This is a genomic window from Glycomyces endophyticus (genome assembly GCF_039531525.1).
Taxonomy (GTDB): domain Bacteria; phylum Actinomycetota; class Actinomycetes; order Mycobacteriales; family Micromonosporaceae; genus Glycomyces; species Glycomyces endophyticus.
This window is the reverse complement of record NZ_BAAAQF010000004.1, coordinates 196,274-221,623: the sequence shown is the minus strand read 5'-3', so window position 1 is coordinate 221,623 and position 25,350 is coordinate 196,274. Positions and strand designations below refer to the sequence as shown.

The window sequence follows — 25,350 nt, the reverse complement described above, 5'->3', positions numbered from 1 at the left end:
AGACGAACGTTCTTGTAACCGCCTGCCCCGCAAGCGGATAGATGATCCTGTCCGAGTCGGACACGGTCCCCGCGCCCGCGTCAGCGCCGTGTCAGCCCGGTGTCAGCGCGATCCCCGAACATTCTCCTCATGAACGACATGCAGCACACCGCGGCCGCCGCGGACACCGCTCAGCCCAAGGGCTTCGTAGCGAAACTCCTCGCCGACAAGCACTCCGTCCCCCTGTCCATCGCGCTCCACCTCGTCCCCGGCGCCCTGATCGTCGGCGTCTACGCCGTCCTCGGCGCCCCGATCAGCCGGGCGATCGGCGCCCCGATCTTCCTGGCCTGGGCCATCGCGCTCGTGGTCGTGCTCTTCCCGCTCCTCTTCGGCCTGCTGTGGCTGGGGAAGCGCCAGACCGGCAAGTACACCCTCGGCGGCGGCGTGGTCCGCTACCGCGGCAAGCCGTTCTCCCGCGGGAAGATCACGCTCATCGGCATCGGCCTCATGCTCTACATGACCATCGTGTCGCTCTCGCTCGCCGGCCTCGACGCCTGGACCTACGAGCACCTCTTCTCCTGGGTCACGTTCGAGAGCTCCGGCAGCTCCGGCCTGACCTACCTCGACGGGTTCGACAAGGACGTCGTGCTCACCACCCTGCTCTTCTGCGGCCCCTTCACCGGGTTCATCCTGCCGCTCATCGAGGAGTACTACTTCCGCGGCTTCCTCCTGTCCCGGCTCCCGCAGCTGGGCCGCTGGGCGCCGCTGTTCAACACCGCCCTGTTCTCTATCTACCACTTCTGGGCGATCTGGACCGTCCCCTCGAAGATCATCTTCCTGCTCCCGGGCGTCTGGTTCGTCTGGGGCAAGCACGACATCCGCGCCTCCATCTGGATGCACCCGGGTTCGGCGCTCCTGATGACCGTCGTCGGCGCCACCATGTTCGCCCTGGGCGTCATGTAGCACCGCGCACGAGCAGCGGCGCCCTCCGCACCGGAGGGCGCCGCTTCGCGTCGTACTGCGGGCAGAGGACCGCGTCCCTGCGCCGCGCTCCGCTGGCAGCGAACACGGAGCCCAGGCGCGTCCGATCGTCGCCGGGACGGGCTAAGGTCTGGATTGGCAGCCGCAACGCTGAGCCCATATCGCCGAGACAGAATGAAGGTGCAAAGACATGGAGCATTCGATTCCATTCTCCTCGCAGCTGGAGAAGGACGTCGTCAACGCGGTCGCCCGTCGCGGCGGCGGCGGCGACGCCTCGGTCGGCCTCGACAGCATGGTCTTCGACCGGCTGCTCAAGGAGCACATCCTCTTCCTGGGCTCCGACGTCAACTCGGAGATCGCCAACCGCCTGTGCGCCCAGCTGCTCCTGCTCGAGGCCGAGGACGACCAGCGCGACATCAAGCTCTACATCAACTCGCCCGGCGGTTCGGTCTACGACGGCATGGCCATCTACGACACCATGCAGTTCATCAAGAACGACGTCCAGACCGTCGGCATGGGCATGGCCGCCTCCATGGGCCAGCTGCTCCTGTGCGCCGGCACCGCGGGGAAGCGCTACGCCCTCCCGCACGCGCGCATCATGATGCACCAGCCCTCCGGCGGCATCGGCGGCACGGCCTCCGACGTCGCGATCCTCGCCGAGCAGATGCTCTACACCAAGCAGATGTTCCAGGAGCGCGTCGCCGAGCACACCGGCCGCACGATCGAGGAGATCGAGCGCGACTCCGACCGCGACCGCTGGTTCACCGCCGCCGAGGCGAAGGACTACGGCTTCATCGACCACGTGGTCAAGCGGGTGGCCGACGTCCCCGCCGGAAACTAGGAAACAGGAGCCAACCCGATGATGGACATCCACGCCCAGGCTGGCGGCTTCGATCCGCGGGCCCGCTACATCGTGCCGTCGTTCACCGAGAAGACCTCGTACGGGATCAAGGAGATGAACCCGTACAACAAGATGTTCGAGGACCGGATCATCTTCCTCGGGTCCCCCGTGGACGACACCTCGGCCAACGACATCATGAGCCAGCTGATCGTCCTCGAGGGCAACGACCCCGACCGGGACATCATCATGTACATCAACTCGCCCGGCGGCTCGCTCACCGCGCTCATGGCCATCTACGACACCATGCAGTACGTGCGCCCGGACATCCAGACCGTGTGCATGGGCCAGGCCGCCTCGGCCGCCGCCGTGCTGCTCGCGGCCGGGACCCCCGGCAAGCGCACCGCGCTGCCGAACTCCCGCGTGATCATCCACCAGCCCGCCACCGAGGGCACCTTCGGCCAGGCGTCCGACATGGAGATCCAGGCCCGCGAGATCATGCGCATGCGCGACCAGCTGGAGAAGATCCTCGCCCGCCACACCGGTCAGCCGGTCGACCAGGTCCGCCGCGACATCGAGCGGGACAAGATCTTCACCGCCGACCAGGCCGTCGCCTACGGCATCGTCGACAACGTGCTGACCTACCGCAAGAAGAACGCGCTGCCGGTCGAGGCGAACGCGTAAGACCACCCGCGGAGCGCGGCGGCCCGCCCGGCCGCCGCGCTCCCGCAAGCCCCCGATCCTCCGTCGATCGCCCCCGAATGTCGCCCGTCCGCGATACCGTGGCGCTGGCACCGCCGCCGCCCGGAACCGGACCGGTCAACACGGTCTGAGACGGCCCTGGCGCAGTGGCCGCAAATGCGAAATACTGGATCGAGACACCGGTTCGTCCTGAATCAACGGAGCACGCACGCACGCTCGGCAGCCCTGGATCGCACGCCGCCGAGGGAGGGAGTTACCGCGATGGCCCCACGCCTGGGTGACAGCGAGATCTTGAAGTGCTCGTTCTGCTCGAAGTCGCAGCGGCAGGTCCGGAAGCTCATCGCCGGCCCGAACAACGTGTACATCTGCGACGAGTGCATCGACCTCTGCAACGAGATCATCGAAGAGGAGTTCGCGGAGGACGCCGAGGTGGCCTGGGAGGACCTCCCCAAGCCCAAGGAGGTCGTCGAGTTCCTCGACCAGTGGGTGATCGGCCAGGACGCGGCGAAGCGCTCGCTCGCGGTGGCGGTCTACAACCACTACAAACGGGTCCAGCTCGACGAGCTCGGGTCGATCCGCGGCGGCGACCACGTCGAGCTCCAGAAGTCGAACATCCTCATGGTCGGCCCCACCGGCTCCGGCAAGACGCACCTCGCGCAGACCCTCGCCCGGATGCTCGACGTCCCGTTTGCGATCGCGGACGCCACGGCCCTCACCGAGGCCGGCTACGTCGGCGACGACGTGGAGAACATCCTCCTCAAGCTCATCCAGGCCGCCGACTTCGACGTCAAGCGGGCCGAGACCGGCATCATCTACATCGACGAGATCGACAAGGCCGGACGCAAGGCCGAGAACCCCTCGATCACCCGCGACGTCTCCGGCGAGGGCGTCCAGCAGGCGCTCCTGAAGATCCTCGAAGGCACGGTCTCCTCGGTGCCCCCGCAGGGCGGGCGCAAGCACCCGCACCAGGAGCACATCCAGATCGACACCACGAACATCCTCTTCATCTGCGGCGGCGCGTTCGCCGGGATCGAGGAGATCATCCAGAACCGCATCGGCAAGCGCACGGTCGGCTTCACCGCCCCGCTGCACGCCGAGGACGCGGCGGACGACGCGATCGTCTCCCAGGTCATGCCCGACGACCTGCTCAAGTACGGGCTCATCCCCGAGATGGTCGGCCGCCTCCCGATCCTCACCACCGTCGACCACCTCGACAAGGCCGCGCTGCTGCGCATCCTGACCGAGCCGCGGAACGCCCTGGTCAAGCAGTACCAGCGCCTCCTCGAGCTCGACGGCGTCGAGCTGGTGTTCGCCGACGACGCCCTGGAGCCGATCGTGGAGTCCGCGATGCTGCGCGGCACCGGCGCGCGGGGCCTGCGGGCGATCATGGAGGAGGTCCTCCAGCCCGTCATGTTCGAGATCCCCTCGCGGGCCGACGAGGTCGCGAAGGTCGAGATCACCGCAGACGTGGTGCGGCGCAACGTGAATCCGACGCTCGTGCCGCGCACGAAGGCCACGCCGCGGCGCCCGGTCCGGGTGCGCCGCGAGAAGTCGGCCTGAGCGGTCCGGCCCCCGAGGCCGGGCGCGCCGGCCCGCAGGCGCCTCCGATCGGAGACGCGGCGGCCGGCCGGCTCAGTCCTCTTTGTTCTCGTCGCGGAGGCGGCGGTCGATGTCCCGCAGGAAGTCGGGGTCGTCGTCAGGTGCCATGGGCCCCTTCGGGTCCCGGGGGCCGCCGGTGCTCCCGGAGCGCCCCGTCCCCGGCTGCGGCCGCGGCGGGCGGGCCCGGCCGACGGAGAACCAGAGGATGCCGCCCGCGACCGGCACGAGCAGGATGATGGCGACCCACCATCCGCGCGTGAGCTTCCGGGGGAGGTGCTCGCCGCCGAGGCAGTCCGCGAGCGCGGCGATGACCAGCGCCAGGTGCGCCAAGAAGAGGAAGACGAACACGCGGATCATGTCGTCAATCATGCCTGCCCGGCGCCACCGGTACAACAACCCCTCGGGGTGTTGCGCCCTCCGTGGTGTTACTCGATAGTAACTTCGTAGGATATAGTCGGTCCTGGGCTCAGGGCCGGTGCAAGGCCCTATTACCGTGTCGCCAAGTCGCCAAGAACGACCTCGGAGGTTGGTCTATGAACATCGTGGTTCTGGTCAAGCAGGTCCCCGACTCGGGGCTCGCGAGACAACTGGACGCGCAGTTGCGGGTGGACCGCAACGGCGCCAACAACGTCATGGGCGAGCTCGACGAGTACGCCGTCGAAGCCGCGCTCCAGCTCAAGGAAGCCCACGGCGGTGAGGTCACCGTCCTCACGCTCGGGCCCGGCCAGGCCACCGAGACCGTGCGGAAGACCCTCGCGATGGGCGCCGACAAGGCGGTGCACATCGAGGACGAGGCCGTCGGCGGCTCCGACGCGCTCACCACGTCCGCGGTCCTCGCCGCCGCGCTCGGCCGCCTGGAGTGGGACCTCGTCATCGCCGGCGCCGAGTCCACCGACTCGAACATGGGCGTCATGCCGCAGCTCCTGGCCGCCCGCACCGGCGCGCCGGCCCTGACCGGCGCCCGCAAGATCGAGACCGACGGGTCCACGGTCACCGTGGAGCACCAGCGCGCCAACGGATACGACGTGCTCACCGCGAGCCTGCCCGCGATCGTCTCGGTCTGGGACACCATCAACACCCCGCGCTACCCCTCGCTCAAGGGCATCATGGCGGCCAAGCGCAAGCCGGTCGAGTCGCTGACCCTCGCCGACCTCGGCGTCGAGTCCGCGGGCCCGGCCGCCGCCTGGAACGAGGTCGTCGAAGCGGCCGCGCGCCCCGAGCGCACCGCCGGCCAGATCGTCACCGACGAGGGCCAGGGCGGGACCGCCCTCGCCGAGTTCCTCGCCGCCGAGAAGTTCATCTAGGAGCCGATGATGACCGATATCCTTGTGTACGTACCGAACTCCGGCAAGCACGCCGCCGAGGTCCTCACCCTCGCGCGCTCCCTGGGCGACGTCGCCGCGATCGCGTTCGACGACGCGGCCGCCTCGCTCGCGGGCGAGTACGGCGCCGCGAAGGTCCACCGGGTCGAGGCCCCCGGCGCCGACGACTACTTCGTCGACCCGAAGGCCGCCGTCCTCGTCGACCTCGCGCGCAGCGCGAACCCGGACTTCTTCCTGCTCCCGAGCACCGACGAGGGCAAGGCCCTGGCGGCCCGCGTGGCCGTGGCGCTCGACAACGGGCTCATGACCGACGTCTCCGACCTCGCCGCGGACGGGACCGCCACGCAGGACGCCTTCGCGGGCGCGACCGTGGTGAAGTCCAAGTCCACCAAGGGCTTCACGCTCGCCACCGTCAAGGCCGGGTCCACCGAGCCGCTGGCGGCGCCGGGCGAGCCCGCCGTCGAGACCGTGAACGCCGAGGTCGCCCCGGCCGACCAGCGCGTCAAGGTCGTCCAGCGGGTCGACGAGCCCGCGGGGGACCGGCCGGCCCTGTCCGAGGCGCGCATCGTCGTCTCCGGCGGCCGCGGCGTCGGCTCGGCCGAGGACTTCTCGCTCATCGAGAAGGTCGCCGACTCCCTCGGCGGCGCGGTCGGCGCCTCGCGCGCCGCGACCGACTCCGGCTACTACCCGCACAAGTTCCAGGTCGGCCAGACCGGGACCACCGTCAGCCCGCAGCTGTACGTCGCGGCCGGCATCTCCGGCGCGATCCAGCACCGCGCGGGCATGCAGACCTCGCGGGTCATCGTGGCCGTGAACAAGGACGCCGACGCGCCGATCTTCGGCATGGCCGACTTCGGCGTCGTGGGCGACCTCTTCCAGGTCCTCCCGCAGGCCCTCGACGAGATCGAGAAGCGCAAGTAGCGCACCGCATCCGACGCACGGCCCGGCCCACCGCACCGGTGGGCCGGGCCGTCACTCGTTCGTAACAGTCGTGGGTTAGGCTTCCCGGAGCCTCTCGTTATATAGAACCTACAGATGATGTTGGAGGAATCCGCAATGGTCGCCTCAGCCGCCACGATTGCCGCCCCCCGCGTACTCGCCGACCTCCTGCCGGCCTCGACCCGGACCGCCGCGGTCGCGCGCGACGCCGTGCTCGTCCTCGCCGGCGCCGGGGCCGTCGGCGCCTCCGCGCAGGTCGCGTTCACCATCCCGCAGATCAGCCCGGTCCCGTTCGTGCTCACCACGTTCACCGTGCTCCTCCTCGGCGCGGCCTTCGGCCCCCTCCGCGCGGGCCTGACCCTCGCGCTCTACCTCGCCGCCGGCGCCGCGGGCGTCCCGTGGTTCACCGAGGGCACCTCCGGGTACGCGATGCCGACCTTCGGCTACATCATCGGCTTCCTCGCCGCCGCCGTCGCGGTCGGCTTCCTCGCCGAGCGCGGCGGCGACCGGACCGTCCTGAAGACCGTGGGCCTCATGGTCGCCGGCAACGTCATCATGTACGCCTTCGGCGTCCCCTACCTCGCCGTCGCCCTCGACATGAGCGCCTCCCAGGCCCTCGACGCGGGCATGGTCCCCTTCCTCGCCGGCGACTTCGTCAAGCTCGTCTTCGCCGCGCTGCTGCTCCCCGGCACCTGGTGGGCCGTGAACCGGTTCCGCAACCAGGAGGACTGACGACACGACGCAGCGGGCGCCTTCGGTTCTCCGAAGGCCCCCTTTGCTCGTCCTGCGTTCAGATCTCCCAGCCGATGCCCAGCGCGCCCGGGCGCGGCACCGGCTCGGCCAGCGCCACCGTGCGGTTCGGGCCCAGCTGGAGGTCGCCGGTCTCGCGCTTCTCGCGCTGGAGGCTCGACTGCGCGAAGCGGTACACCCGCCTCGGCACCGCGTCCGAGGAGAACCGCACCTGCAGCGAGTACTGGTCCACCGGGTACCGGAACGCGTTCCCGTGCCCGCTGGAGACGCCGCCGTTGCCCTGCACGACGATCTCGAACAGGTGCGTCGCGCCCTTCGGCAGCGGCGTGTCGAACACGATCTCCGCCAGGGCCACCGGGGCGTCGTCGTGGCGCAGCACGTTCGGCACGGTGCAGTCGCGGACCGGCTTGAACTCGATGTCGTCGATGTCGCAGCCGGTGTCCCCGCGGTACAGCAGGATGTAGCGGTCCACGTCGTCGCGCCTGGCGCGCACCAGCATCGACAGCTCGAAGACCGACTCCTGCCACTGCGAGTCCACGTGCACGACGACCTGCTGGCTGAGGATGTCCAAGGTGTGCTCGCGCGAGGCCGGCACCTGGTCGCACAGCTCGCGGACGGCGTCGCCGCCCAGGACGGCGTCGGGGCGGGGGAGCTGGCCGCGGATCGAGCGGGGGCCGCGGGCCCGCTTGGGGCCCAGGAGCACCCGCAGGGACCCGGCCGGGAGTTCGAGGAGGTCTTCGAGGGCCGTCACCGCGGCGAGGGACTCGGCCCGCTCGGGACGGGAGCGGCCGGACTGCCAGTAGCTCAGGCTCGTGGTCGACACCGTGATCCCGCGCATGGAGAGGCGGTGGCGGATGCGGTCGAGGCCGAGGCCGCTGGTCTGAATGGCGACGCGCAGCGCGGTGTGGAACGGCCCTGTGCGGAGCGCTTCGGCGAGCTCGGGCGTCATCGGCACACACTCTCTCTCGACTCGGCTTGCGCGGTCAATTCACAACCCGGTCCGGGGCGGCGGCTCCTGTATACCGGAAAGGTAGGAGGATTCGTCAGATTCTATCGCGGGCCCACCATCGGGTCCGAGGCCGACATCTCGGGACGCCGAGCGGGCCCTTCCCACGGTCCGGAACGCGCTTTCGCCCGCCGCCCCGCCCGGGGGCGTGACCCGCGACGCGCCGGTCACGGCGAAGGTTGCGACCCGTAAAACGAACGTAGACTGGAGAGGCCATGGCCTATCTCGATCACGCCGCCACAACGCCGATGCTCCCCCAAGCCCTCGACGCCTACGTGCGCACCGCCCAGTCCCTCGGCAACGCCTCCTCCCTCCACGGCTCCGGGCGCACCGCCCGCCGCACCGTGGAAGAGGCCCGCGAACGCATCGCCGACGCCCTCGCCGCCAAACCCGGGGAGGTCATCTTCACCGCCTCCGGCACCGAGGCCGACAACCTCGCCGTCAAGGGCATCCACTGGGCCCGCCGCGCCGACGGGCGCAACCGCGTGGTCACCACCGCGATCGAGCACCACGCCGTGGCCGACGCCGTCGCCTGGCTCGGCGACCACGAGAAGGCCGACGTCACCGAGCTCCCCGTCGACGGGATCGGCCGCATCGACACCGCCGCGCTCGCCGAGCTCCTCGACGACCGCGCCGGCGAGATCACCGTCATCACCTGCATGTGGGCGAACAACGAGGTCGGCACCCTCCAGCCCGTCGCCGGCATCGCCGAGCTCGCCGCCGCCCACGGCATCCCCGTGCACACCGACGCCATCCAGGCCGTCGGCCACGTCCCCGTCGACTTCGGCGCCTCCGGCGCCGCCGCGCTCACCCTCTCGGGCCACAAGCTCGGCGGCCCCACCGGCACCGGCGCGCTCCTGCTGCGCCGCGACGTCACCGCCGTCCCACTCCTGCACGGCGGCGGCCAGGAGCGCGAGATCCGCTCCGGCACCCTCGACGTGCCCGGGATCGCCGCGCTCGCCGAAGCCGTCGCCCACGCCGTCCGCACCCAGGCCGCCGAGTCGCAGCGGCTCGCGCTCCTGCGCGACGACCTGGTCGCCCGCATCCGCCTCGCCGTCCCCGACGCCGTCTACAACGGCGACCCCGAGCACCGCCTCCCCGGCAACGCGCACCTCTCCTTCCCCGGCTGCGAGGGCGACGCGCTCCTGATGCTCCTCGACGCCGCCGGTGTCGAATGCGCCACAGGCTCGGCCTGCTCGGCCGGGATCGCCCAGCCCTCCCACGTGCTGCTCGCCATGGGCGCCGACCCCGACGACGCCCGCTCCTCCCTGCGGTTCACGCTCGGCTGGCCGACCACCAAGGCCGACGTCGACGCGCTCGTCGCCGCCCTCCCCGAAGCCGTCCGGCGGGCCAAGACCGCCGGGCTCACCTGAGCCCCGACCGGCCCGGGCGCGGCCCGGGCCCTCGCTACAGTTGAAGGCGTGAGAATGCGAGTACTGGCCGCCATGAGCGGCGGCGTCGACTCGGCCGTCGCCGCGGCCCGCGCCGTCGAGGCCGGGCACGACGTCACCGGCGTCCACCTGGCGCTGTCCAAGAACCCCCAGACCTACCGGACCGGGGCCCGCGGCTGCTGCACGATCGAGGACTCCCGCGACGCGCGCCGCGCCGCCGACGTCATCGGCATCCCCTTCTACGTGTGGGACATGGCCGAGCGCTTCCACGAGGACGTCGTCGAGGACTTCTACGCCGAGTACGCCAACGGGCGCACCCCCAACCCGTGCCTGCGCTGCAACGAGAAGATCAAGTTCGCCGCCGTCCTCGACCGCGCCATGGCCCTCGGCTTCGACGCCGTCGCCACCGGCCACTACGCCCGCAAGGGCGAGGACGGCCTCCTGCGCCGCGCCGTCGACCCCGGCAAGGACCAGTCGTACGTCCTCGCCGTTCTCACCCCCGCGCAGCTCGCCCACTCGATGTTCCCCCTCGGCGACACCCCGAAGGACCAGGTCAGGGTCGAGGCCGAGATCCGCGGGCTCGCCGTCGCGCGCAAGCCCGACAGCCACGACATCTGCTTCATCGCCGACGGCGACACCGCCGGGTTCCTCAAGAACCGCCTCGGCAGCGCCGCCGGCGACATCGTCGACCAGGCCACCGGCGAGGTCCTCGGCAGCCACGACGGCTCCCACCAGTTCACCGTCGGCCAGCGCCACGGTCTCGGCCTCAAGCGCCCCGCCGCCGACGGCCGGCCCCGCTACGTCCTGTCGATCACCCCCGTCGACAACCGGGTCGAGGTCGGCCCCCGCGAAGCCCTCCGCGTCGACCGCATCCGCACCGGCAAGCCCGTCTGGCTCGCCCCCGAGCGCACCGGCACCTTCGCGGCCGAGGTCCAGCTCCGCGCCCACGGCGAGGTCTACCCCGCCGCCGTCACCGTCGAGGACGACGGCCTCTCGGCGCGACTCCACAAGCCCGCGTTCGGCGTCGCCGCCGGCCAGGCCCTAGTCGTCTACGACCCGGACGCCGAAGGCGACGCCGTCCTCGCCTCCGGCACCATCGACGCCTCCGAGTCCCTGGAAGCCGCAGGTGTCTGACGCCGCCCTCCCCTCAGGCGTCGCGACCGGCGTCGGCTCCCTCCCCGGCACCGACATCGGCGAGTCCGTCAACGTCGTCTTCGGCGAGCTCCCCGAATGGCCCCACCTGCCCGAGCTGCCCGCCCGCGGCCTCGGCGCCGACATGATCGGCCGCGGCGCGGCCCTCCTCGCCGGCCTGCCCGTCCAGTGGTGGGCCTTCCGCTGGGAGATCGCCGACCTGCCCGGCGTCGACGCGCGCCGCGCCGCCGACTTCCTCGAACGCGACCTCGACGCCCTCCTCGAGGTCCCCGCGACCGGCCCGGTCCGCCTGACCGCCGTGGGGCCCTTCACGCTCGCCGCGAACCTGTGGCGGCGCACCGGCGGCGCGATGATCGCCGACCCCGGCGCGGTCGCCGACCTCGCCGCGTCCCTCGGCGAGGGCCTGCGGCACTTCATCGCCGCCGCGCAGGCCCGGATGCCGAAGGCCGCCTTGTCGGTCCAGCTCGACGAGCCGAACCTGCCCGCCGCGCTGGCGGGCCGCGTGAACACCGAGTCCGGGCTCGACTTCTACCGGCGGGTGCCGGTCGAAGTGGTCCGGGACCGGCTCCGCGAGGTCGTCGACGCCGTCGGCGTCCCCGTCGTCGTCCACTGCTGCGCCCCGGACGTGCCCGTCGGGCTCCTCCAGGAGGCGGGCGCCCAGGCGGTCTCGATGGACCTGTCGATCCTCGACCTCGACGACGTGCCGCGCGTCGACGCCCTGGGGGAGTACCTCGACGGCGGCGGCCGCCTCATCGCCGGCGTCGTCCCGTCCCTCGGGCGGCCGCAGCCCGGCGTCGACAAGCGCGCCGCCGACCGCGTCCAGGCCCTGTGGAACCGGCTCGGGTTCGCGCCCGAGCAGCTGCCGCGCCAGGTGAGCGTCACGACGACCTGCGGCATGGCCGGGGCCGGCCCCGACTACGCCCGCTTCGCGATGGAGGCGTGCCGGGAGGCCGCCAAGCGGCTCCACGGCTGACCGCGGTCAGCCGGCGCCCCGGCTGCCATCAGACTCGGCGCCGATCCCGCCCGGCGGCACGTTCCCGGTGCGCTCGTGCCACTCCTTCGTCGTGTTCAGGTACGGGAACGGCTCCGCGGGCACCGGCAGGCCCAGCGCCCCGCACAGCGGCTCCCAGCCCGCGCCGGTCGTGAACTCCACCAGGCGGTCCGGGGCGACGGTCGCGCGGACCCGCTCGTGGTACCGGTCGTACGCGGCCTCGACCGCGTCCCGGTCGGCCCGGTCGGCGCCCTCGAACGTCTTGTCCCAGATCGCGGCGATCATCGCCGTCCACTCCGGGGTCGCGTACTCGCCGGTGTCCATGCCGGTGAAGATCGTGGCGTTGCAGCTGCGCCACCAGGTGTCGAAGGAGTCGCGCCGCGACAGGACCACCACCGCCTCCGGGTACGCCGCGGCGAGCTCGGTGTGGAACGCCGACGCGGGCCAGTCGACGGCCGCCGCGTAGCCGCCCAGCAGCCCGTCCCAGTCGGCGCCCTCGCCGCGGGCGGCCGCGAGGAACCCGGGCGCCTGGCGGTCGAGGTCGGCGAACACCTCGCTCATGTGGTGGCAGGGCGCGCCGAGGAGCGTCTCCAGGGCGCGCTTGAGGGTCATGGTCCCGGTGCGCGGCAGGCCCGCGCCGATCACTCGCAGCATGAGATGAAACTAAACGGACATGTGACGCGCATGCAAACGAGCGGCGCGAACCGTCCAGTACGGACGTGCGGGGCGCGGACGGCCGCGCCCCGCACCGCTCAGCCGAGCTCGTAGTAGAACTGCGAGGTCTGCGCGGCCAGGTCGTCGCAGACCGGCCGCGCCGAGAGGTCGGTGGCCGTGTCGCTCAGCGTCACCGTGATCACGAGCCGGTCGACGACCTCCGTGTACTGGTACGTCTGGCCCTCCAGGGTCGCGATGTACCCCGCCGTCGCCTCGGCGTCGACCGCGGCGATGTCGCTGACCTGGTACACGCCCTCCGACTCGTCGGCGGCCCGCATGGCCTCGGACCCGGCCACGGCCTGGTCGGCCGTGCCCCACTCGTAGGCGTCGATCATCAGGTACCGGGTGCCGGGGCCGTAGTAGCCGCAGTGCAGCACCCGGTCGCCCAGGCCCAGCGCCGGATCGAGCGACTCGGCGTACTGGGACGGGTCGTCGGAGACGACGCCGCGGTCGCCGTTCGCGGCGGTGCCGAACAGCTCCGTCACCGCATCGAGGTCGTACATGGCGCAGGTGTCCCAGTGCCAGAACGTGCCCGGCTCGCCCACGGGGGCGCCCGCCACGGCGTCGTCGGGGTCCTCGGAGGAGTCGTCGTAGTAGTACTCGTCGTCGGTGCGGTACGCGTCGAGCTGGACGGCGCAGCCCGCGGACGGCTCGCCGATGTCGGCCGCCAGGTCCTGGGCCCGCTGGAAGCCCCAGTTCCAGGCCATGAGGTCGCGGGGGTCCTCCGGTTCCCCGGGGTCCTCCGGGGCGTACTCCTGGTAGTCCATCACGCACTCGCGGTCCTCGTCGGACAGGCCCGACAGCGCCGGCGCCGCGTCGGCCGACAGCTCCGCGAGGTACTCCAGGTCCAGGTCCACCTCGCCGTCGTGCTCGATGTTGAAGCGGGCGATGAGCGCGTCCGGGTTCACCGCGGCCAGGCCCAGCAGCGTCAGCGCGCCCGAGGCCAGCACCGCGCGCGGCAGCCACGTCGCCCGCAGCCCCCAGCAGCCCACCAGGACCAGCGCGAACAGCACCGCGAGCCAGAACTCGACGGTGAAGATCCAGACCCGCAGCCGCGTGAGCCCGAACGTCTCGGTGTACGTGTACATCCGGAACGTCGCCGAGGCGACCACGGTCATCGACATGAGCGCGAGCAGGCCCAGCAGGATCCGGACCGTCCACCGGTCGCCCTTGGCGCGCTTGGGAGCCAGCCACGCGGCGATCGCGATGACCGCCAGGGCCAGCACCGCGACGACGCTGAGCTGCCAGAAGCCGCGCCGCGCGTACTCGGCGAACGTCAGCCCGGCGGTGTCCATGACGTAGTCCTCGCCGCCGAAGTACACCCGCGCCTGCACGGCGATGAACGCCGCGAACAGGAGGTTCAACGCGCCCATGGGGATCGCGAGCTCGAACCGCGAGACGACGCGGTGCTCCCGCTCCTCGTCCGAGTCCCAGACCGGTCGCGCGACCGCCATGTAGGTCCAGGTCAGGACGATCGGCACCAGGATCGCGGCGAGGAACAGCCGCAGGATCACCTCGGCCGGGCTCAGGTCCGGCAGGAGCCGCCCCACGAGGTCGGCGAAGGCCTGGTCGGCGGCGGCGAACAGCCCGCCGAAGACCAGGAGCAGGCAGACGGTGACGCCCGCGGTCCACAGCATCCGGATCGTGCCGGGGTTCCGCTCGTCCTTGGACGGGCGGCCGCCCTTGGCCCACCTGAAGGACTCCGCGATCCCCTCCAGCCAGCCCATGAGCACCGTGATCGCGGTGCCGCCGATCCGCCGCTGCGGGGAGAGCGCCAGCGGCGTCAGCGCGAACGCGGCGAGCGTGCACAGCGCGACGACCCACCCGGCGTCGCGGATCGCGGCCACCGACCACAGGGCCGCCACCAGGACCGCGCCGGGCAGCCGGGGGAGCAGGTCGCGGCCGGAGGTCGCGAGCGGCACCGCGACGAGCGCGATGCCGGTGAGCGCCATGCCGAGCCCGACGCCGTCGCCCGGGAACGCCGACCACGCGGCGAACAGCGCCACGGCGAACGCGAGGACGACCGCCGGCTGCGGGGCGTGCAGGTGCGGCCGGTGCCAGCGCGGGTTGGGGAGGAGCACCGGCGGCTGCCGCTGCTGCGCGGCCATCTGCTGGTAGTACTGCGCCTGCTGCTGGTACTGCGCGGGGGTCTGCGGCTGCTGCGCCGCCAGGATGTTCCGCTGGAGCGGGGGCCGCTCGTGCTGGGGGACCGGGACGCCCTGCTGCACGGGCGGCTGCGCCTGGGACTGCGCCGGCGGCGCGGGGGGTTCGGCGGTGGGGGCCGCCGCCGGAGGTTCGGCCGCGGGGCGCTCGGCGGGGGCGTCGCCGGGTCGCCCCTCCTCGCCTCGCGGTCCGGCCTGTTCCGCTGCCGGCCGCGCCTCGCCCGCGGGCTCGTCCGCCGACCGCGGCGCGGGGGTGGAATCGGGTTCGCTCATTTTCGAGCCCCTTCTCATCGGAGGGGTTCCGACCATATCGCGGCCGGTCCACACGGGGAAGATCCCCAATAGACGACCGACTTCCGGTGTCCGGAGATAACACTCCACACCGGGCGAAAACAATGCACCCGGTGAGAAGGCCCACTGGAGGCAACCTTGTGGTTCACTGAAGGCGTGGAAGCGCACGGCGGTGAGGAACTCGGCTCGATCGGCAACCGGCTCAACTGGCTCCGGGCGGGCGTGCTCGGCGCGAACGACGGCATCGTGTCGGTCGCCGGCATCGTCATCGGCGTCGCGGGCGCCACCGCCGACCGGTCCACGATCCTCGTCTCGGGCGTCGCCGGCCTCGTCGCGGGGGCCTTCTCGATGGCCGGCGGCGAGTACACCTCCGTCTCGACCCAGCGCGACACCGAGTCCACCCTCGTCGAGGCCGAGCGGCGCGAGCTGCGCGACGACCCAGCGGCCGCCGAGGACGAGCTGGCCGAGAGCCTGGAGCGCCGCGGCCTGTCCGAGGGCACCGCCCGCAGCGCCGCCCGCGAGCTCTCCGACGGCGACCCGCTCCGCGCCCACGCCGCCGTCGAGTTCGGGCTCGACCCCGACGACCTCACCAACCCCTGGCACGCGGCGGTCTCGTCGTTCATCAGCTTCACCTGCGGCGCGCTCCTGCCGCTGCTGGCGATCACCCTCCTGCCGGACGGCGTCCGCGTCTGGGGCTGCGCGCTCGCCGTCGTCGCGGCGCTGGCGATCACCGGCTACACCTCCGCGCATCTCGGCGGGGCGCCGAAGGGCCCGGCGATGCTGCGGATCATGGCCGTGGGCGCGGCGACGATGGTCGTCACCTACGCGGTCGGGTCCGCCTTCGACATCGCGGCCTGAACGCGGCCCGGCCCGCGTCAGGGGTTCGTCAACACCCTCTAGAGCCAGTTGTGGCGCTTGAAGACCCAGTACAGGAGCCCGGCGGAGGCGAGCATCATGCCGAGGGCCATCGGGTAGCCGAGGGTCCAGCTCAGCTCGGGCATGTGGGTGAAGTTCATGCCGTACACGGTGCCGACCAGGCCCGGGGTGAACAGGATCGCCGCCCAGGAGCTGATCTTCTTGACCTGGTCGCCCTGCTCGATGCTGGCGTGCGAGAGCTGCCGCATCTCCTCGTTCTGCGCCTGCGTCACGAGCGTGGAGTGGACGGTGAGCGCGTTCTCCAGCAGCGCCCGGAACGTGTCGGCGCGCTCGATGGTGCGCAGCACGTGGTCGAGCACGTCGCGCATGTCTCGCCGCAGCTCGATGTCGACGCCGTACTTGTCGTACCCGGACTCCAGCGACCGGAAGATCCGCACCAGCGGGTGCGTGGCCCGCTGGAGCGCCATGGCCTCGCGGGCGACCTCGTAGATGCGGCGGGCGACGTTGGCGTCGTTCGAGAACAGCTCGTCCTCGATCTCGTCGATGTCGTTCTCCATGCCCGCCACGACCGGCTCGTACCCGTCCACGACCTCGTCGAGCACCGCGTACAGGACCGCCTGCGGGCCCAGCGCGAGCAGCTCGGGGTCCGCCTCCAGGCGGCGCCGGACCTGCGAGAGGTCGGGGTTCTCGGCGTGGCGGACGGTGACGGCGAAGTTCGGGCCGATGAACAGGTGCACCTCGCCGAACTCGACCTGCTCGGTCTCGTCGAGGTACCGGGCCGGGCGCAGGACCGCGAACAGGGTGTCGCCGTAGCGCTCCAGCTTGGGGCGCTGGTGGCCGGTCTGCGCGTCCTGGATCGCCAGGTGGTGCAGCTCGAACTCGTCCGCGACGGCCGCGAGCTCGCCCGCGGTCGGGCGGTACAGGCCGATCCACGCGAAGCCGCCGTGCTGGTGCAGGTCCTCGAAGGTCTGGTCCAGGGTCACGTGCTGCGACTCGCGGACGCCCTTGCGGTAGATGGCGCTGTCGACGATCGGCATGCGGCCAGTCTAGGGGCGGGCCGCTCCGGCCCGGAAACCTCGTGAGGCCCGCTCGCGTCAGGATGCCGTCACGATTCCCCGACGAGCTGCGCCACGGGCATCGTCAGGTACCGGTCGATGGTCGGCCCGATCGTCTCGGCGAGCTGGGCCTCGCTCAGCGAGGCGATCGGCTCCAGCTTGAGGATGTACCGAGTCACCACGAGCCCGAAGACCTGCGAGGCGATGAAGTTGGCGCGCACCGGGATGTGGTCGACCTGGTCGCCGAGGGCCGCCTCGACGGCCTTGACGATCCGGTGCTCGAACAGCTGCCTGAGCACGAACGACATCGCCGGCTTCGACAGGCTGGTGCGGACCACCGCGAGGAGCTTCTCGTGGTGCGGGCCGTCCCAGATCGCCACGAACGCGTGCATGAGCCGGCCGCCGGCGCCTTCGACCCCGCCCCCCGCGAGGACCGCAGCGACCTCCGGGGCCGGGTCGAACGGGATCTCGATCGCGGCCATGAACAGCTCGTCCTTGGACCCGAAGTAGTGGTGGATCAGCGACGGGTCGACGCCGGCCTCGCCGGCGATGCGCCGCATCGACACCGACTCGAACCCCTCGACCGCGAACAGCCGCCGCGCGGCGCCGAGGATTTCCGACCTGGTGTCGGGGTTGCCCGAGCGCCGCCCGGTCCGCTTCGTTCTCACCACCACACGACCTTAATCGGTCCGCCGCCTGAGCGTCGCGGCTCCGAGGACGGTTGCGACGACGACCGCACCGAGCACGACCGCCAGGTCGGCCCACATGTCCGCGGTGACGTCGGGGTGGAGCCGCACCTCGGTGAGCGCCCTGACCGCGTACGTGAGCGGCAGTGCGTCCGAGACGCCCTGCAGCCAGCCCGCCATCTGGTCGGCGGGCCAGATCAGCCCGCACAGGAACAGCTGCGGGACCACGAACACCGGCATGAACTGGACCGCCTGGAACTCCGTGGTCGCGAACGCGGACACGAAGAGCCCCAGGGCCATCCCGAACAGCGACGTGACGACGCAGATGAGGAGCACCGCCCACATCGGACCGGCGGTGTCCAGGCCCAGGAACGCGAAGGCGACCGTGGCCGCCACCGCGGTCTGCGCCGCGGCCGCCGTCCCGAACGCGAGCGCGTACCCCACGACCAGGTCGAGCTTCCCGGTCGGCGTGGTCATGAGCCGCTCCAAAGTGCCCCCGGTGCGCTCGCGCAGCAGCGTGATCGAGGTGATCATGAACATGAGCATGAACGGGAACGCGGCCAGCAGGATCAGCCCGGTCTGGTCGAACACCTGCGGCGCCTCGTCCATGATGGCGCTGATGAGGGCGATGATGAGCGCGGGCACGGCGATGATCAGCCCGACCGTGCGGTGGTCGTTGAGGAGCTGGCGCAGGATGCGCCCGGCGGTGATGAAGGTGATCCGGAGCGACATCTCAGCCCTCCTCCCCGAGCTCGCGGACGAGGTGCAGGAACGCGGCCTCCAGGTTCGCGGCGCCGGTGGCGGCGCGCAGGTCCGCCGGGGTGTCGTCGGCGATGAAGCGCCCGTCGCGCAGCAGCAGGAGCCGGTCGCAGCGGTCGGCCTCGTCCATGACGTGGCTGGAGACCAGGAGCGTGGCGCCGTCCGCGGCGAGCGCCCGGAACTGGTCCCACAGCTCCTCGCGGATCACCGGGTCGAGCCCCACGGTGGGCTCGTCGAGGACGAGCACCTCCGGCTCGATGACCAGCGCGCACGCGAGCGAGGTACGGGTCTTCTGCCCGCCGGAGAGGTTCCCGGCGAGCTTGTCGGCGTGGTCGCCCATGCCGACGCGCTCGATGGCGCGCATCGCCTCGCGGCGGCCGCGCCCGTACAGCGCGGCGAAGTAGGCGACGTTGGCCTTGACCGAGAGGTCCCGGTAGATCGAGGCGTCCTGGGTCACGTACGCCACGCGGCCGCGCAGCGGCTTCGACCCGGCGGGCTCCCCGAGGACTGTTACGGTGCCGCCCTTGATCTTCTGCGTGCCGACGATCGACCTGATGAACGTGGTCTTGCCCGAGCCCGAGGGCCCGAGCAGGCCGGCGACGGTCCCCGCGGCGATGCCGGTCGAGACGCTCTTGAGGACGGGGCGCTTGCCGCGGTCGACCACCAGGTCGGTCACCGCGATAGCGGGGGTGGGCACCATGAGGAGCCTCCAAGAAATTCAACGATTGATGAATTCAACGTAGCACAGGAATTCATCGCATGGTGAAAAAATACCCCTCGAAGCCGGACCCGACGCAGGATCCCCGAGACGCGTCCTCACGGTTCGGCGACGGGGACCCGGCACAGACTCGCCGCGAGCGCCGAACGCCGCAGGTCATCGCGCCGAGCGCAAGAACCGGCCCCGCGGTCGCAACCGCGGGGCCGGCCCCTATCGGAGGGTGAAGTCGTCTACAGGACGCCCTGCTGCCAGGGCCCCCAGATCGCCACCGTGCGCCCGGGCTCGGCCCGGTCGCCGCGCGAGCCGCCCCGCAGGTTCGCGAAGAGCACCTCGCCGTCCGGCGAGAACACCGCCCCGCGCCACACGGCCGTCCCGTCGTGCCCGGCGAGGTCGAGCACCTCGCCCTCGCGGGTCACGCCCCGCAGCACCGGCGCCGCGCGCCCCGCGCCCTCGCACACGACCAGGCTCCCCGCCGGGGACACCGCGATCCCGTCGGGGAAGGGCAGCAGCGCCGCGTCGGGGGACTCGAACACCAGCTTGAGCGTGCCGCCGCGCTGGCCGCGCGGGCGCAGCTCCCACAGCTGGCCCTCGCCTTCGTCGCCGCCGGACGCGGAGGCGGCGTAGACCGCGCCGTCCGCGAAGAAGCACTGCTGGAGGCGGCCGAACACGGCCGCGCCCTTGGCCCAGCCCTGGTCGAACACCGCGAGCGGGTCCGCCTCGGCGCCGGCCGGGTCCGCGTCGTCGACGTCGACCCACTCCACGTACACCGTGCGCCCGGCCCGGCGGCCGCTGCGCGCGTCGGCGTTCCACTCGCCGACGACCTTGAGCATCTGGAGCCGCCCGCCCTCGGCCAGGCGGCCCGGGGCGTCCGGCAGGAACCGGTAGAGCCCGGCCGTGTTCTGGTCCTCGGTCAGGTACACCGCGCCGGTCCGCGGGTCGACCGCGGCGCCGCCGTGCACGAAGCGGCCCATCTCCTTGAGCGGCAGCGGCTCCGACACCTCGTCGGCGGAGGACGGGACCTCGAAGACGTACCCGTGCGGCGCCTCCCAGCCGGCGGACGCGCCGCCGGTGGACTCCTCGCACGACAGCCACGAGCCCCACGGGGTCGGGCCGCCCGAGCGGTTCGCGACGGCGCCCGACAGCGTGCGCCGCGCCGGGCCGACCGCGAGCGCGCCGTCCTTCCACGACACCGCCACGGTCGTGGCGCCGCCCGAGGCGAGTGAGTCGTAGCGGTGCTTGGCCTCCTCCGGGGCGGCGTCCGGGCCGCCCGCGACGCCGTGGCCGCGCACCAGGCGCCACTCGCCGCGCGCGCCCGTCGCGAAGCACGCCATGCCGCCGTGCGCCGGCGGCGTCGCCGTCCCGTCCGCCAGCGGCGAGCCCGCGACGGAGAAGACCGCGAAGTCGAAGCCCTCAGGGAGCCGCAGCGTCTGCGAGAAGCCCGAGGCGGGGTCGAACCGGGTCAGCTCCCGCAGCGGCCCGTAGCCGCCGTTTCCGGGGGCGCTGCGCGCCCGCCAGCCGTCCTCGGCGCGCGCGGCCCGGGCCGCGAGGCCCTCCACCGCGGAGGCCGCGAAGCCGCCGCCCGCGGCCGCGCCGCGCCGCAGGAAGCTGCGGCGGTTCGAACCTTGCAGAGTCACCAAGGCCTGGGCTCCTTCTCGAGGCGGTGCGGGGGCGGGCGGTACGCGCTGATCATCGCGGCCCAAAGGGTGGGGAAGGCAATCAATACGTGAACGGGAAGTGACCGGTTGCATAAGGCTTCGACCTCCGTGAAACGTGGGGCCGGCGGTCGCAATGGGGCCGAAGGTCGGCCCCTGCTGACACAATGGGGCCGTGAGCACGACTGACATCGAAGGCCCCGACCGCAGCGGCGACCCCGAGTTCGAGCGGGCCCGCACCCGCGTGGAGGAGCTCGCCCCGGAGATCACCGCGCACCGGCGCCGCTACTACGAGGACGACGCGCCCACCGTCTCCGACAGCCAGTTCGACGAGCTCATGCACGAGCTGATCGACCTCGAGACCCGCTACCCCGAGCTGAAGAAGAACGACTCGCCAACCGAGCAGGTCGGCACCTTCTCCGAGGCGTTCGCGCCGGTGACGCACCTCGAGAAGCTCCTCAGCCTCCAGGACGTGTTCAGCACCGACGAGGTCGCCGCCTGGGCCGACCGCATCACCGCCGAGGTCCCCGGCGAGCGGTACCTCTGCGAGGTCAAGATCGACGGCCTCGCCGTCGACCTCGTCTACGAGCGCGGCCGCCTCGCCCGCGCCGCCACCCGCGGCGACGGCGTCACCGGCGAGGACGTCTCCGCGAACGTCGCCACCATCGCGGCCGTCCCGCAGCGCCTCACCGGCACCGACGAGTTCCCCGTCCCCGCGCTCCTGGAGGTCCGCGGCGAGGTCTACTTCCCGACCGCCGACTTCACCCGCCTGAACGAGGCCCAGGTCGAGGCCGGCAAGGCCCCCTTCGCGAACCCCCGCAACGCCGCCGCCGGGTCCCTGCGCCAGAAGGACCCCGCCAAGACCGCCGAGCGGCCCCTGTCGTTCATCGCCCACGGCCTCGGCGCGCTCGAGGGCTTCGAGCCCGACTCGCAGTCCCACGCGTACGCCGCGCTCGACGCCTGGGGCCTGCCCGTCAGCCCCTACTGGCGCGTCGTCCCCACCGTCGACGAGGTCTTCGGGTACATCGAGGAGTTCGGCGAGCAGCGGCACCGGCTCGTCCACGAGATCGACGGCATCGTCGTGAAGATCGATCGGCTAGGCGTCCAGCGGCGCCTCGGCGCGACCAGCCGCACGCCCCGCTGGGCCGTCGCCTACAAGTTCCCGCCCGAGGAGGTCAACACCCGCCTCCGCAGCATCGAGGTCTCCATCGGCCGCACCGGCCGCGCCACCCCCTACGCGGTCCTCGACCCCGTCCGCGTCGCCGGCTCCGAGGTCGAGTTCGCGACCCTCCACAACGCCGACCAGGTCAAGGCCAAGGGCGTCCTCGTCGGCGACATCGTCGTGGTCCGCAAGGCCGGCGACGTCATCCCCGAGATCGTCGCCCCCGTCGTCGCCGCCCGCACCGGCGACGAGACCGAGTTCGTCATGCCCGAGCGCTGCCCCGAGTGCGGCCACGTGCTCGCGCCCGCCGCCGAAGGCGACATCGACCTGCGCTGCCCGAACGCCCGGGCGTGCCCCGGCCAGCTGCGCGAGCGCCTCGCGTTCCTCACCGGCCGCTCCTGCTTCGACGTCGACCGCATGGGCTACATCGCCTGCTCGGCCCTCGTGCAGCCCCTGGAGCCCGCCGCGCCCGTCCTCGCCGACGAGGGCGGGGTCTTCGACCTGCGCATGGAGGAGCTGCTGCCGATCCGCGTCGTCGTGCGCGACCCCGACACCGGGGCCGCCAAGATCGACGCGAAGACCGGCGAGGACAAGGTCGTCACCCCCTTCGCCCGCCAGCCCGACAAGAAGACCGGCGAGATCCTCCCGCGCAAGAACGCCGAGGAGATGCTCCAGAACCTGGAGCGGGCCAAGTCCCAGCCGCTGTGGCGGGTCGTCAACGCCCTCTCGATCCGGCACGTCGGCCCCGTCTCGGCCCAGGCCCTCGCCGAGCACTTCCGCGACCTCGACCGCATCGCGGGCGCCGACGAGTCCGAGATCGCCGCGGTCGACGGCGTCGGGCCGATCATCGCCGCCGCCGTCAAGGACTGGTTCGCCGTCGACTGGCACCGCGAGATCGTCGAGCGCTGGCGCGCGGCGGGCGTGCGGATGCGGGACGAGGACCCCGACCCCTCCGAGGCGCTCCCGCAGACCCTGGAGGGCGTCACGGTGGTCATCACCGGCGGCATCCCCGGCTACACCCGCGAGGGCGCCGCCGCGGCCGTCAAGGCCCGCGGCGGGAAGGCCACGTCCTCGGTCTCGAAGAAGACCGGCGCGGTCGTCGCGGGGGAGAAACCAGGGTCGAAATACGACAAGGCGGTCGAACTCGGTGTCACCATCGTTCAGGGCGAGGACTTCGCCGGGTTCCTGGAGTCGGGTCTGCGCGAATCCGAAACGGAAAACGACGAGATCGAACCAGAATGATCACAAATCGGTAACGATCCGTATTCCATTCAGGGGGGAAGCTCGTTAGAACAAGGCAGAGTCGTCTCGTGGATACTTGCCCCTCGCCGCTCGCGCGGCTCGGCCCGGGCCGCCCGAACGGGCCGCCGGGCCTGAAAACGACCTCGGGACGCCCTGCCGCCGCCGTGCGGAGAACGGTTTCTGTCACGGACATGTCGCGCCTGGTCACAAGTGTGCCGCATGTGCTCCCAGCGTTGTCTGGGAGCGAAAATCGCGATATGACAGAGGAGTCGGCCACGACCGACCCGCGGTGATTCTGGCGCGTCGCCGCGGAACGGTGTGGCAGTGGGAGGAGCGATATGGCCACGACGCTCATGCGCAACACTGCGCCGAGAGAGCATCCAGGCCGGTACTACGGCTTTATGGCGGCGGTCACCGTGGTGGCGATCGTCGCCGCAGGGTTCACCGCCTTGCGCGCTGAGGCGCCCGAGGGCGGCTGGTTCGGCGTGCCCTTCGCGTTCTGGCTGACCGCCGGGCTCGCGCTCGTGGCCGAGTTCCGCCCGACCCGCTGGGGCGGCCTGTGGATGTCGCCGATCGCCTCGATCTACCTCGTGTACGTGCTCGCCACGATGATCACCTGGGGCTTCCTCCCCGCCCTGGTGGTCCAGTCGTGCGCGATCGTCCTGCTCTCGGTCCAGATCGGCTCCGCGGCCTGGCGCACGGTCTTCAACGTCTCCCAGCAGGGCCTCGCGCTGTGCGCGTCCTGGTTCGTGTGGGACGCCATCACCGGCGCCGCGCCCTGGGAGGGCTCCGCCCTCCAGCTCGGCGCGATCTTCGCCGCGGGCGCGGTCTGGCCGATCGTCAGCTCCACGCTCGTCGGCTACCGGCAGGCCCTGCGCACCGGCGTGCCCTGGCACGACCTCACCTGGCAGTGGCTCAAGAGCGAGTGGGCGCTGCGCGCGACCCAGGTCGCCATCGCGCCGATCCTCGCGACCGCCACCATGTCCTCGTGGTGGCTCGTGGCCGCGTCCGCGATCCCGATCTTCTCGGTCTACCGCATCCTCCAGACCGCGGCCGACCGCGAGCGCGAGGCCGACCACGACCCGCTCACGGGCCTGCTCAACCGCAAGGGCTTCCAGGAGGTCGTCGACGGCAAGCTGGCCGACGCGGGCGAGACCAAGACCGCCGTCGCGCTGCTCATCCTCGACCTCGACCGCTTCGCCGACGTCAACTCCGCGCTCGGCCACGAGGTCGGCGACCAGCTCCTGGTGGAGCTCGCCAAGCGCTTCACGACCGACATCCCGCGCGGCAAGAAGATCGCGCACCTCGGCGGCGACGAGTTCGCGTTCGTGTGGTCCGAGCTCGACGGCATGACCGACCCGATGGAGTGCGCCCGCGAGATCCGCGCCCGCCTCGACGCGCCGATCGTCCTCGGCGACGTGAGCCTCGAGGTCGACGGCTCCGTCGGCGTCGCGGTGTTCCCCGACGACGGCCCCGACTTCCAGACCCTGTTCCGCCACGCCGACATCGCGATGTACGAGTCGAAGCAGCGCGCCGGGACGTACACGCGCTACGGCGCCGAGTTCGACCACCACTCGCCCGAGCGGCTCCACCTCCTCGGCGACCTGCGCCGCGCCCTCGACCACCCCGACGCCCCCGGCGTGAACCTCTTCTACCAGCCGCAGGTGCGCCTGGTCGACGGCGAGGTCATCGGCGCCGAGGCCCTGCTGCGGTACAGCCACCCGGAGCGCGGCGTCGTCAACCCGGCCGAGATCATCGAGACCGCCGAGCACTCCTCGGTGATGCGGATGCTCACCGAGCGCGTCGTCGACATCGCCCTGCGCCAGCTGCGGACCTGGCGCGAGTCCGGGTACGACCTGCGGATGGCCGTGAACGTCTCGGTGCGCGACCTCCAGTCGCCGGAGTTCACCGACTTCCTGACCGAGCGCATCGACGCGTACGGCGTGAACGCGAAGCGGTTCCAGCTGGAGATCACCGAGTCCGCGCTCATGGCCGACCCGCGGCGCGTGCTCCAGAACGTGCAGCGCCTCTCCGACCTCGGCGTGGGCATCAGCCTCGACGACTTCGGCACCGGGTTCTCCTCGATGCAGCACCTGCGGCGCCTGCCGGTCACCGAGATCAAGATCGACAAGTCGTTCGTGACCACGCTCTGCGACGACCAGGAGAACGCCGCGATCGTCTCCACCACGATCGACCTGGGGCGGGCCCTGGACGTCGAGGTCGTCGCCGAGGGCGTCGAGGACGAGAAGGTCCGCCGCCAGCTGGAGGGCTGGGGCTGTCACGCCGGCCAGGGCTGGCACTTCGCGAAGCCGATGAACGCCGACGCGTTCGAGCGCTGGATGGCCGAGCACCGCAAGCGCTGAGGCCCGGAGCGCCCGGCCTC

At 71.8% G+C, this 25,350-nt stretch carries 22 protein-coding genes; 13 read left to right on the top strand and 9 right to left on the bottom strand.

Features of this window, described 5'->3' with window-relative positions; all coding sequences use genetic code 11:
• Positions 1-129: 129 nt before the first annotated feature.
• The 4 genes from ABD419_RS04185 to clpX all read left to right on the top strand — a co-directional run bounded on the left by ABD419_RS04185 (position 130) and on the right by clpX (position 4,060).
• On the top strand, positions 130-942 hold the full coding sequence (locus tag ABD419_RS04185; RefSeq protein WP_344482118.1) for a CPBP family glutamic-type intramembrane protease: 813 nt from the start codon (positions 130-132) through the stop codon (positions 940-942).
• 208 nt (positions 943-1,150) lie between these two features.
• On the top strand, positions 1,151-1,801 hold the full coding sequence (locus ABD419_RS04180) for an ATP-dependent Clp protease proteolytic subunit (protein ID WP_344482115.1): 651 nt from the start codon (positions 1,151-1,153) through the stop codon (positions 1,799-1,801).
• A gap of 18 nt (positions 1,802-1,819) precedes the next feature.
• The gene (locus tag ABD419_RS04175; protein WP_344482112.1) at positions 1,820-2,482 is read left to right on the top strand and encodes an ATP-dependent Clp protease proteolytic subunit; all 663 of its coding nucleotides are present in this window, start codon (positions 1,820-1,822) and stop codon (positions 2,480-2,482) included.
• A 279-nt stretch (positions 2,483-2,761) separates the two neighbouring features.
• On the top strand, positions 2,762-4,060 hold the full coding sequence (gene clpX, locus ABD419_RS04170; protein ID WP_344482109.1) for an ATP-dependent Clp protease ATP-binding subunit ClpX: 1,299 nt from the start codon (positions 2,762-2,764) through the stop codon (positions 4,058-4,060).
• A 72-nt stretch (positions 4,061-4,132) separates the two neighbouring features.
• On the opposite strand, the gene ABD419_RS04165 is transcribed toward clpX, so the two are convergent.
• Positions 4,133-4,456 (bottom strand): PLD nuclease N-terminal domain-containing protein, encoded by a 324-nt coding sequence (locus ABD419_RS04165; protein WP_344482107.1) that lies wholly within the window; start codon positions 4,454-4,456, stop codon positions 4,133-4,135.
• Positions 4,457-4,632: 176 nt separating this feature from the next.
• Here ABD419_RS04165 and ABD419_RS04160 point away from each other — a divergent pair, with 176 nt between their 5' ends.
• From ABD419_RS04160 to ABD419_RS04150, 3 genes are all read left to right on the top strand, one after another.
• The gene (locus ABD419_RS04160) at positions 4,633-5,403 is read left to right on the top strand and encodes an electron transfer flavoprotein subunit beta/FixA family protein (RefSeq protein ID WP_344482104.1); all 771 of its coding nucleotides are present in this window, start codon (positions 4,633-4,635) and stop codon (positions 5,401-5,403) included.
• Positions 5,404-5,412: 9 nt separating this feature from the next.
• Positions 5,413-6,342, top strand: coding sequence for an electron transfer flavoprotein subunit alpha/FixB family protein (locus ABD419_RS04155; RefSeq protein ID WP_344482101.1), 930 nt, complete (start codon positions 5,413-5,415; stop codon positions 6,340-6,342).
• Between the two features lie 135 nt (positions 6,343-6,477).
• The gene (locus tag ABD419_RS04150) at positions 6,478-7,092 is read left to right on the top strand and encodes a biotin transporter BioY (RefSeq protein WP_344482098.1); all 615 of its coding nucleotides are present in this window, start codon (positions 6,478-6,480) and stop codon (positions 7,090-7,092) included.
• 58 nt (positions 7,093-7,150) lie between these two features.
• On the opposite strand, the gene ABD419_RS04145 is transcribed toward ABD419_RS04150, so the two are convergent.
• Complete coding sequence (locus ABD419_RS04145) at positions 7,151-8,059, bottom strand: hypothetical protein (RefSeq protein WP_344482095.1); 909 nt, start codon at positions 8,057-8,059, stop codon at positions 7,151-7,153.
• A 272-nt stretch (positions 8,060-8,331) separates the two neighbouring features.
• Here ABD419_RS04145 and ABD419_RS04140 point away from each other — a divergent pair, with 272 nt between their 5' ends.
• The 3 genes from ABD419_RS04140 to ABD419_RS04130 are packed head-to-tail and all read left to right on the top strand — an operon-like array spanning position 8,332 to position 11,632.
• The gene (locus tag ABD419_RS04140; RefSeq protein WP_344482092.1) at positions 8,332-9,489 is read left to right on the top strand and encodes a cysteine desulfurase family protein; all 1,158 of its coding nucleotides are present in this window, start codon (positions 8,332-8,334) and stop codon (positions 9,487-9,489) included.
• Between the two features lie 54 nt (positions 9,490-9,543).
• Positions 9,544-10,641: a tRNA 2-thiouridine(34) synthase MnmA gene (gene mnmA, locus ABD419_RS04135; protein ID WP_344483427.1), complete on the top strand. Its 1,098-nt coding sequence runs from the start codon at positions 9,544-9,546 to the stop codon at positions 10,639-10,641.
• Positions 10,634-11,632, top strand: a complete 999-nt coding sequence (locus ABD419_RS04130; RefSeq protein WP_344482089.1) for a uroporphyrinogen decarboxylase/cobalamine-independent methonine synthase family protein — start codon at positions 10,634-10,636, stop codon at positions 11,630-11,632. The genes mnmA and ABD419_RS04130 overlap by 8 nt, the downstream gene beginning before the upstream one ends.
• Before the next feature lie 6 nt (positions 11,633-11,638).
• Here the strand turns inward: ABD419_RS04130 and ABD419_RS04125 are convergent, their stop codons facing one another.
• Both ABD419_RS04125 and ABD419_RS04120 read right to left on the bottom strand, forming a co-directional pair.
• A complete protein-coding gene (locus ABD419_RS04125; RefSeq protein ID WP_344482086.1) occupies positions 11,639-12,304 on the bottom strand; it encodes a sulfotransferase family protein in 666 nt (221 codons plus the stop codon).
• A 98-nt stretch (positions 12,305-12,402) separates the two neighbouring features.
• The gene (locus ABD419_RS04120; RefSeq protein WP_344482083.1) at positions 12,403-14,799 is read right to left on the bottom strand and encodes a DUF4153 domain-containing protein; all 2,397 of its coding nucleotides are present in this window, start codon (positions 14,797-14,799) and stop codon (positions 12,403-12,405) included.
• 174 nt (positions 14,800-14,973) lie between these two features.
• Here ABD419_RS04120 and ABD419_RS04115 point away from each other — a divergent pair, with 174 nt between their 5' ends.
• Positions 14,974-15,675: a VIT1/CCC1 transporter family protein gene (locus tag ABD419_RS04115; protein WP_344482080.1), complete on the top strand. Its 702-nt coding sequence runs from the start codon at positions 14,974-14,976 to the stop codon at positions 15,673-15,675.
• A 38-nt stretch (positions 15,676-15,713) separates the two neighbouring features.
• Here the strand turns inward: ABD419_RS04115 and ABD419_RS04110 are convergent, their stop codons facing one another.
• The 5 genes from ABD419_RS04110 to ABD419_RS04090 all read right to left on the bottom strand — a co-directional run bounded on the left by ABD419_RS04110 (position 15,714) and on the right by ABD419_RS04090 (position 20,545).
• A complete protein-coding gene (locus ABD419_RS04110) occupies positions 15,714-16,730 on the bottom strand; it encodes a magnesium and cobalt transport protein CorA (RefSeq protein ID WP_344482077.1) in 1,017 nt (338 codons plus the stop codon).
• Positions 16,731-16,798: 68 nt separating this feature from the next.
• A complete protein-coding gene (locus ABD419_RS04105) occupies positions 16,799-17,419 on the bottom strand; it encodes a TetR/AcrR family transcriptional regulator (RefSeq protein ID WP_344482074.1) in 621 nt (206 codons plus the stop codon).
• Positions 17,420-17,428: 9 nt separating this feature from the next.
• Entirely contained in the window at positions 17,429-18,166 is a 738-nt protein-coding gene (locus ABD419_RS04100) for an ABC transporter permease (protein WP_344482071.1), read from the bottom strand.
• A 1-nt stretch (position 18,167) separates the two neighbouring features.
• Positions 18,168-18,890, bottom strand: a complete 723-nt coding sequence (locus ABD419_RS04095) for an ABC transporter ATP-binding protein (protein ID WP_344482068.1) — start codon at positions 18,888-18,890, stop codon at positions 18,168-18,170.
• Positions 18,891-19,141: 251 nt separating this feature from the next.
• Complete coding sequence (locus ABD419_RS04090) at positions 19,142-20,545, bottom strand: alkaline phosphatase PhoX (RefSeq protein WP_344482065.1); 1,404 nt, start codon at positions 20,543-20,545, stop codon at positions 19,142-19,144.
• Positions 20,546-20,738: 193 nt separating this feature from the next.
• Here ABD419_RS04090 and ligA point away from each other — a divergent pair, with 193 nt between their 5' ends.
• Positions 20,739-22,967, top strand: coding sequence for an NAD-dependent DNA ligase LigA (gene ligA, locus ABD419_RS04085; RefSeq protein WP_344482062.1), 2,229 nt, complete (start codon positions 20,739-20,741; stop codon positions 22,965-22,967).
• A 401-nt stretch (positions 22,968-23,368) separates the two neighbouring features.
• Entirely contained in the window at positions 23,369-25,330 is a 1,962-nt protein-coding gene (locus ABD419_RS04080) for a putative bifunctional diguanylate cyclase/phosphodiesterase (protein ID WP_344482059.1), read from the top strand.
• The last annotated feature ends 20 nt before the right edge of the window (positions 25,331-25,350 follow it).

Bases quoted from the DNA above. Each gene is read 5' to 3' on its own strand.
- ABD419_RS04185 (WP_344482118.1), top strand. From the start codon at position 130: ATGAACGACATGCAGCACACCGCGGCCGCCGCGGACACCGCTCAGCCC.
- ABD419_RS04140 (WP_344482092.1), top strand. From the start codon at position 8,332: ATGGCCTATCTCGATCACGCCGCCACAACGCCGATGCTCCCCCAAGCC.
- ABD419_RS04100 (WP_344482071.1), bottom strand. From the start codon at position 18,166: ATGTCGCTCCGGATCACCTTCATCACCGCCGGGCGCATCCTGCGCCAG.
- ABD419_RS04125 (WP_344482086.1), bottom strand. From the start codon at position 12,304: ATGCTGCGAGTGATCGGCGCGGGCCTGCCGCGCACCGGGACCATGACC.
- ABD419_RS04180 (WP_344482115.1), top strand. From the start codon at position 1,151: ATGGAGCATTCGATTCCATTCTCCTCGCAGCTGGAGAAGGACGTCGTC.
- mnmA (WP_344483427.1), top strand. From the start codon at position 9,544: ATGCGAGTACTGGCCGCCATGAGCGGCGGCGTCGACTCGGCCGTCGCC.
- ABD419_RS04080 (WP_344482059.1), top strand. From the start codon at position 23,369: ATGGCGGCGGTCACCGTGGTGGCGATCGTCGCCGCAGGGTTCACCGCC.
- ABD419_RS04165 (WP_344482107.1), bottom strand. From the start codon at position 4,456: ATGATCCGCGTGTTCGTCTTCCTCTTCTTGGCGCACCTGGCGCTGGTC.
- ABD419_RS04155 (WP_344482101.1), top strand. From the start codon at position 5,413: ATGACCGATATCCTTGTGTACGTACCGAACTCCGGCAAGCACGCCGCC.
- ABD419_RS04145 (WP_344482095.1), bottom strand. From the start codon at position 8,059: ATGACGCCCGAGCTCGCCGAAGCGCTCCGCACAGGGCCGTTCCACACC.
- clpX (WP_344482109.1), top strand. From the start codon at position 2,762: ATGGCCCCACGCCTGGGTGACAGCGAGATCTTGAAGTGCTCGTTCTGC.
- ABD419_RS04150 (WP_344482098.1), top strand. From the start codon at position 6,478: ATGGTCGCCTCAGCCGCCACGATTGCCGCCCCCCGCGTACTCGCCGAC.
- ABD419_RS04110 (WP_344482077.1), bottom strand. From the start codon at position 16,730: ATGCCGATCGTCGACAGCGCCATCTACCGCAAGGGCGTCCGCGAGTCG.
- ABD419_RS04160 (WP_344482104.1), top strand. From the start codon at position 4,633: ATGAACATCGTGGTTCTGGTCAAGCAGGTCCCCGACTCGGGGCTCGCG.
- ABD419_RS04175 (WP_344482112.1), top strand. From the start codon at position 1,820: ATGATGGACATCCACGCCCAGGCTGGCGGCTTCGATCCGCGGGCCCGC.
- ABD419_RS04120 (WP_344482083.1), bottom strand. From the start codon at position 14,799: ATGAGCGAACCCGATTCCACCCCCGCGCCGCGGTCGGCGGACGAGCCC.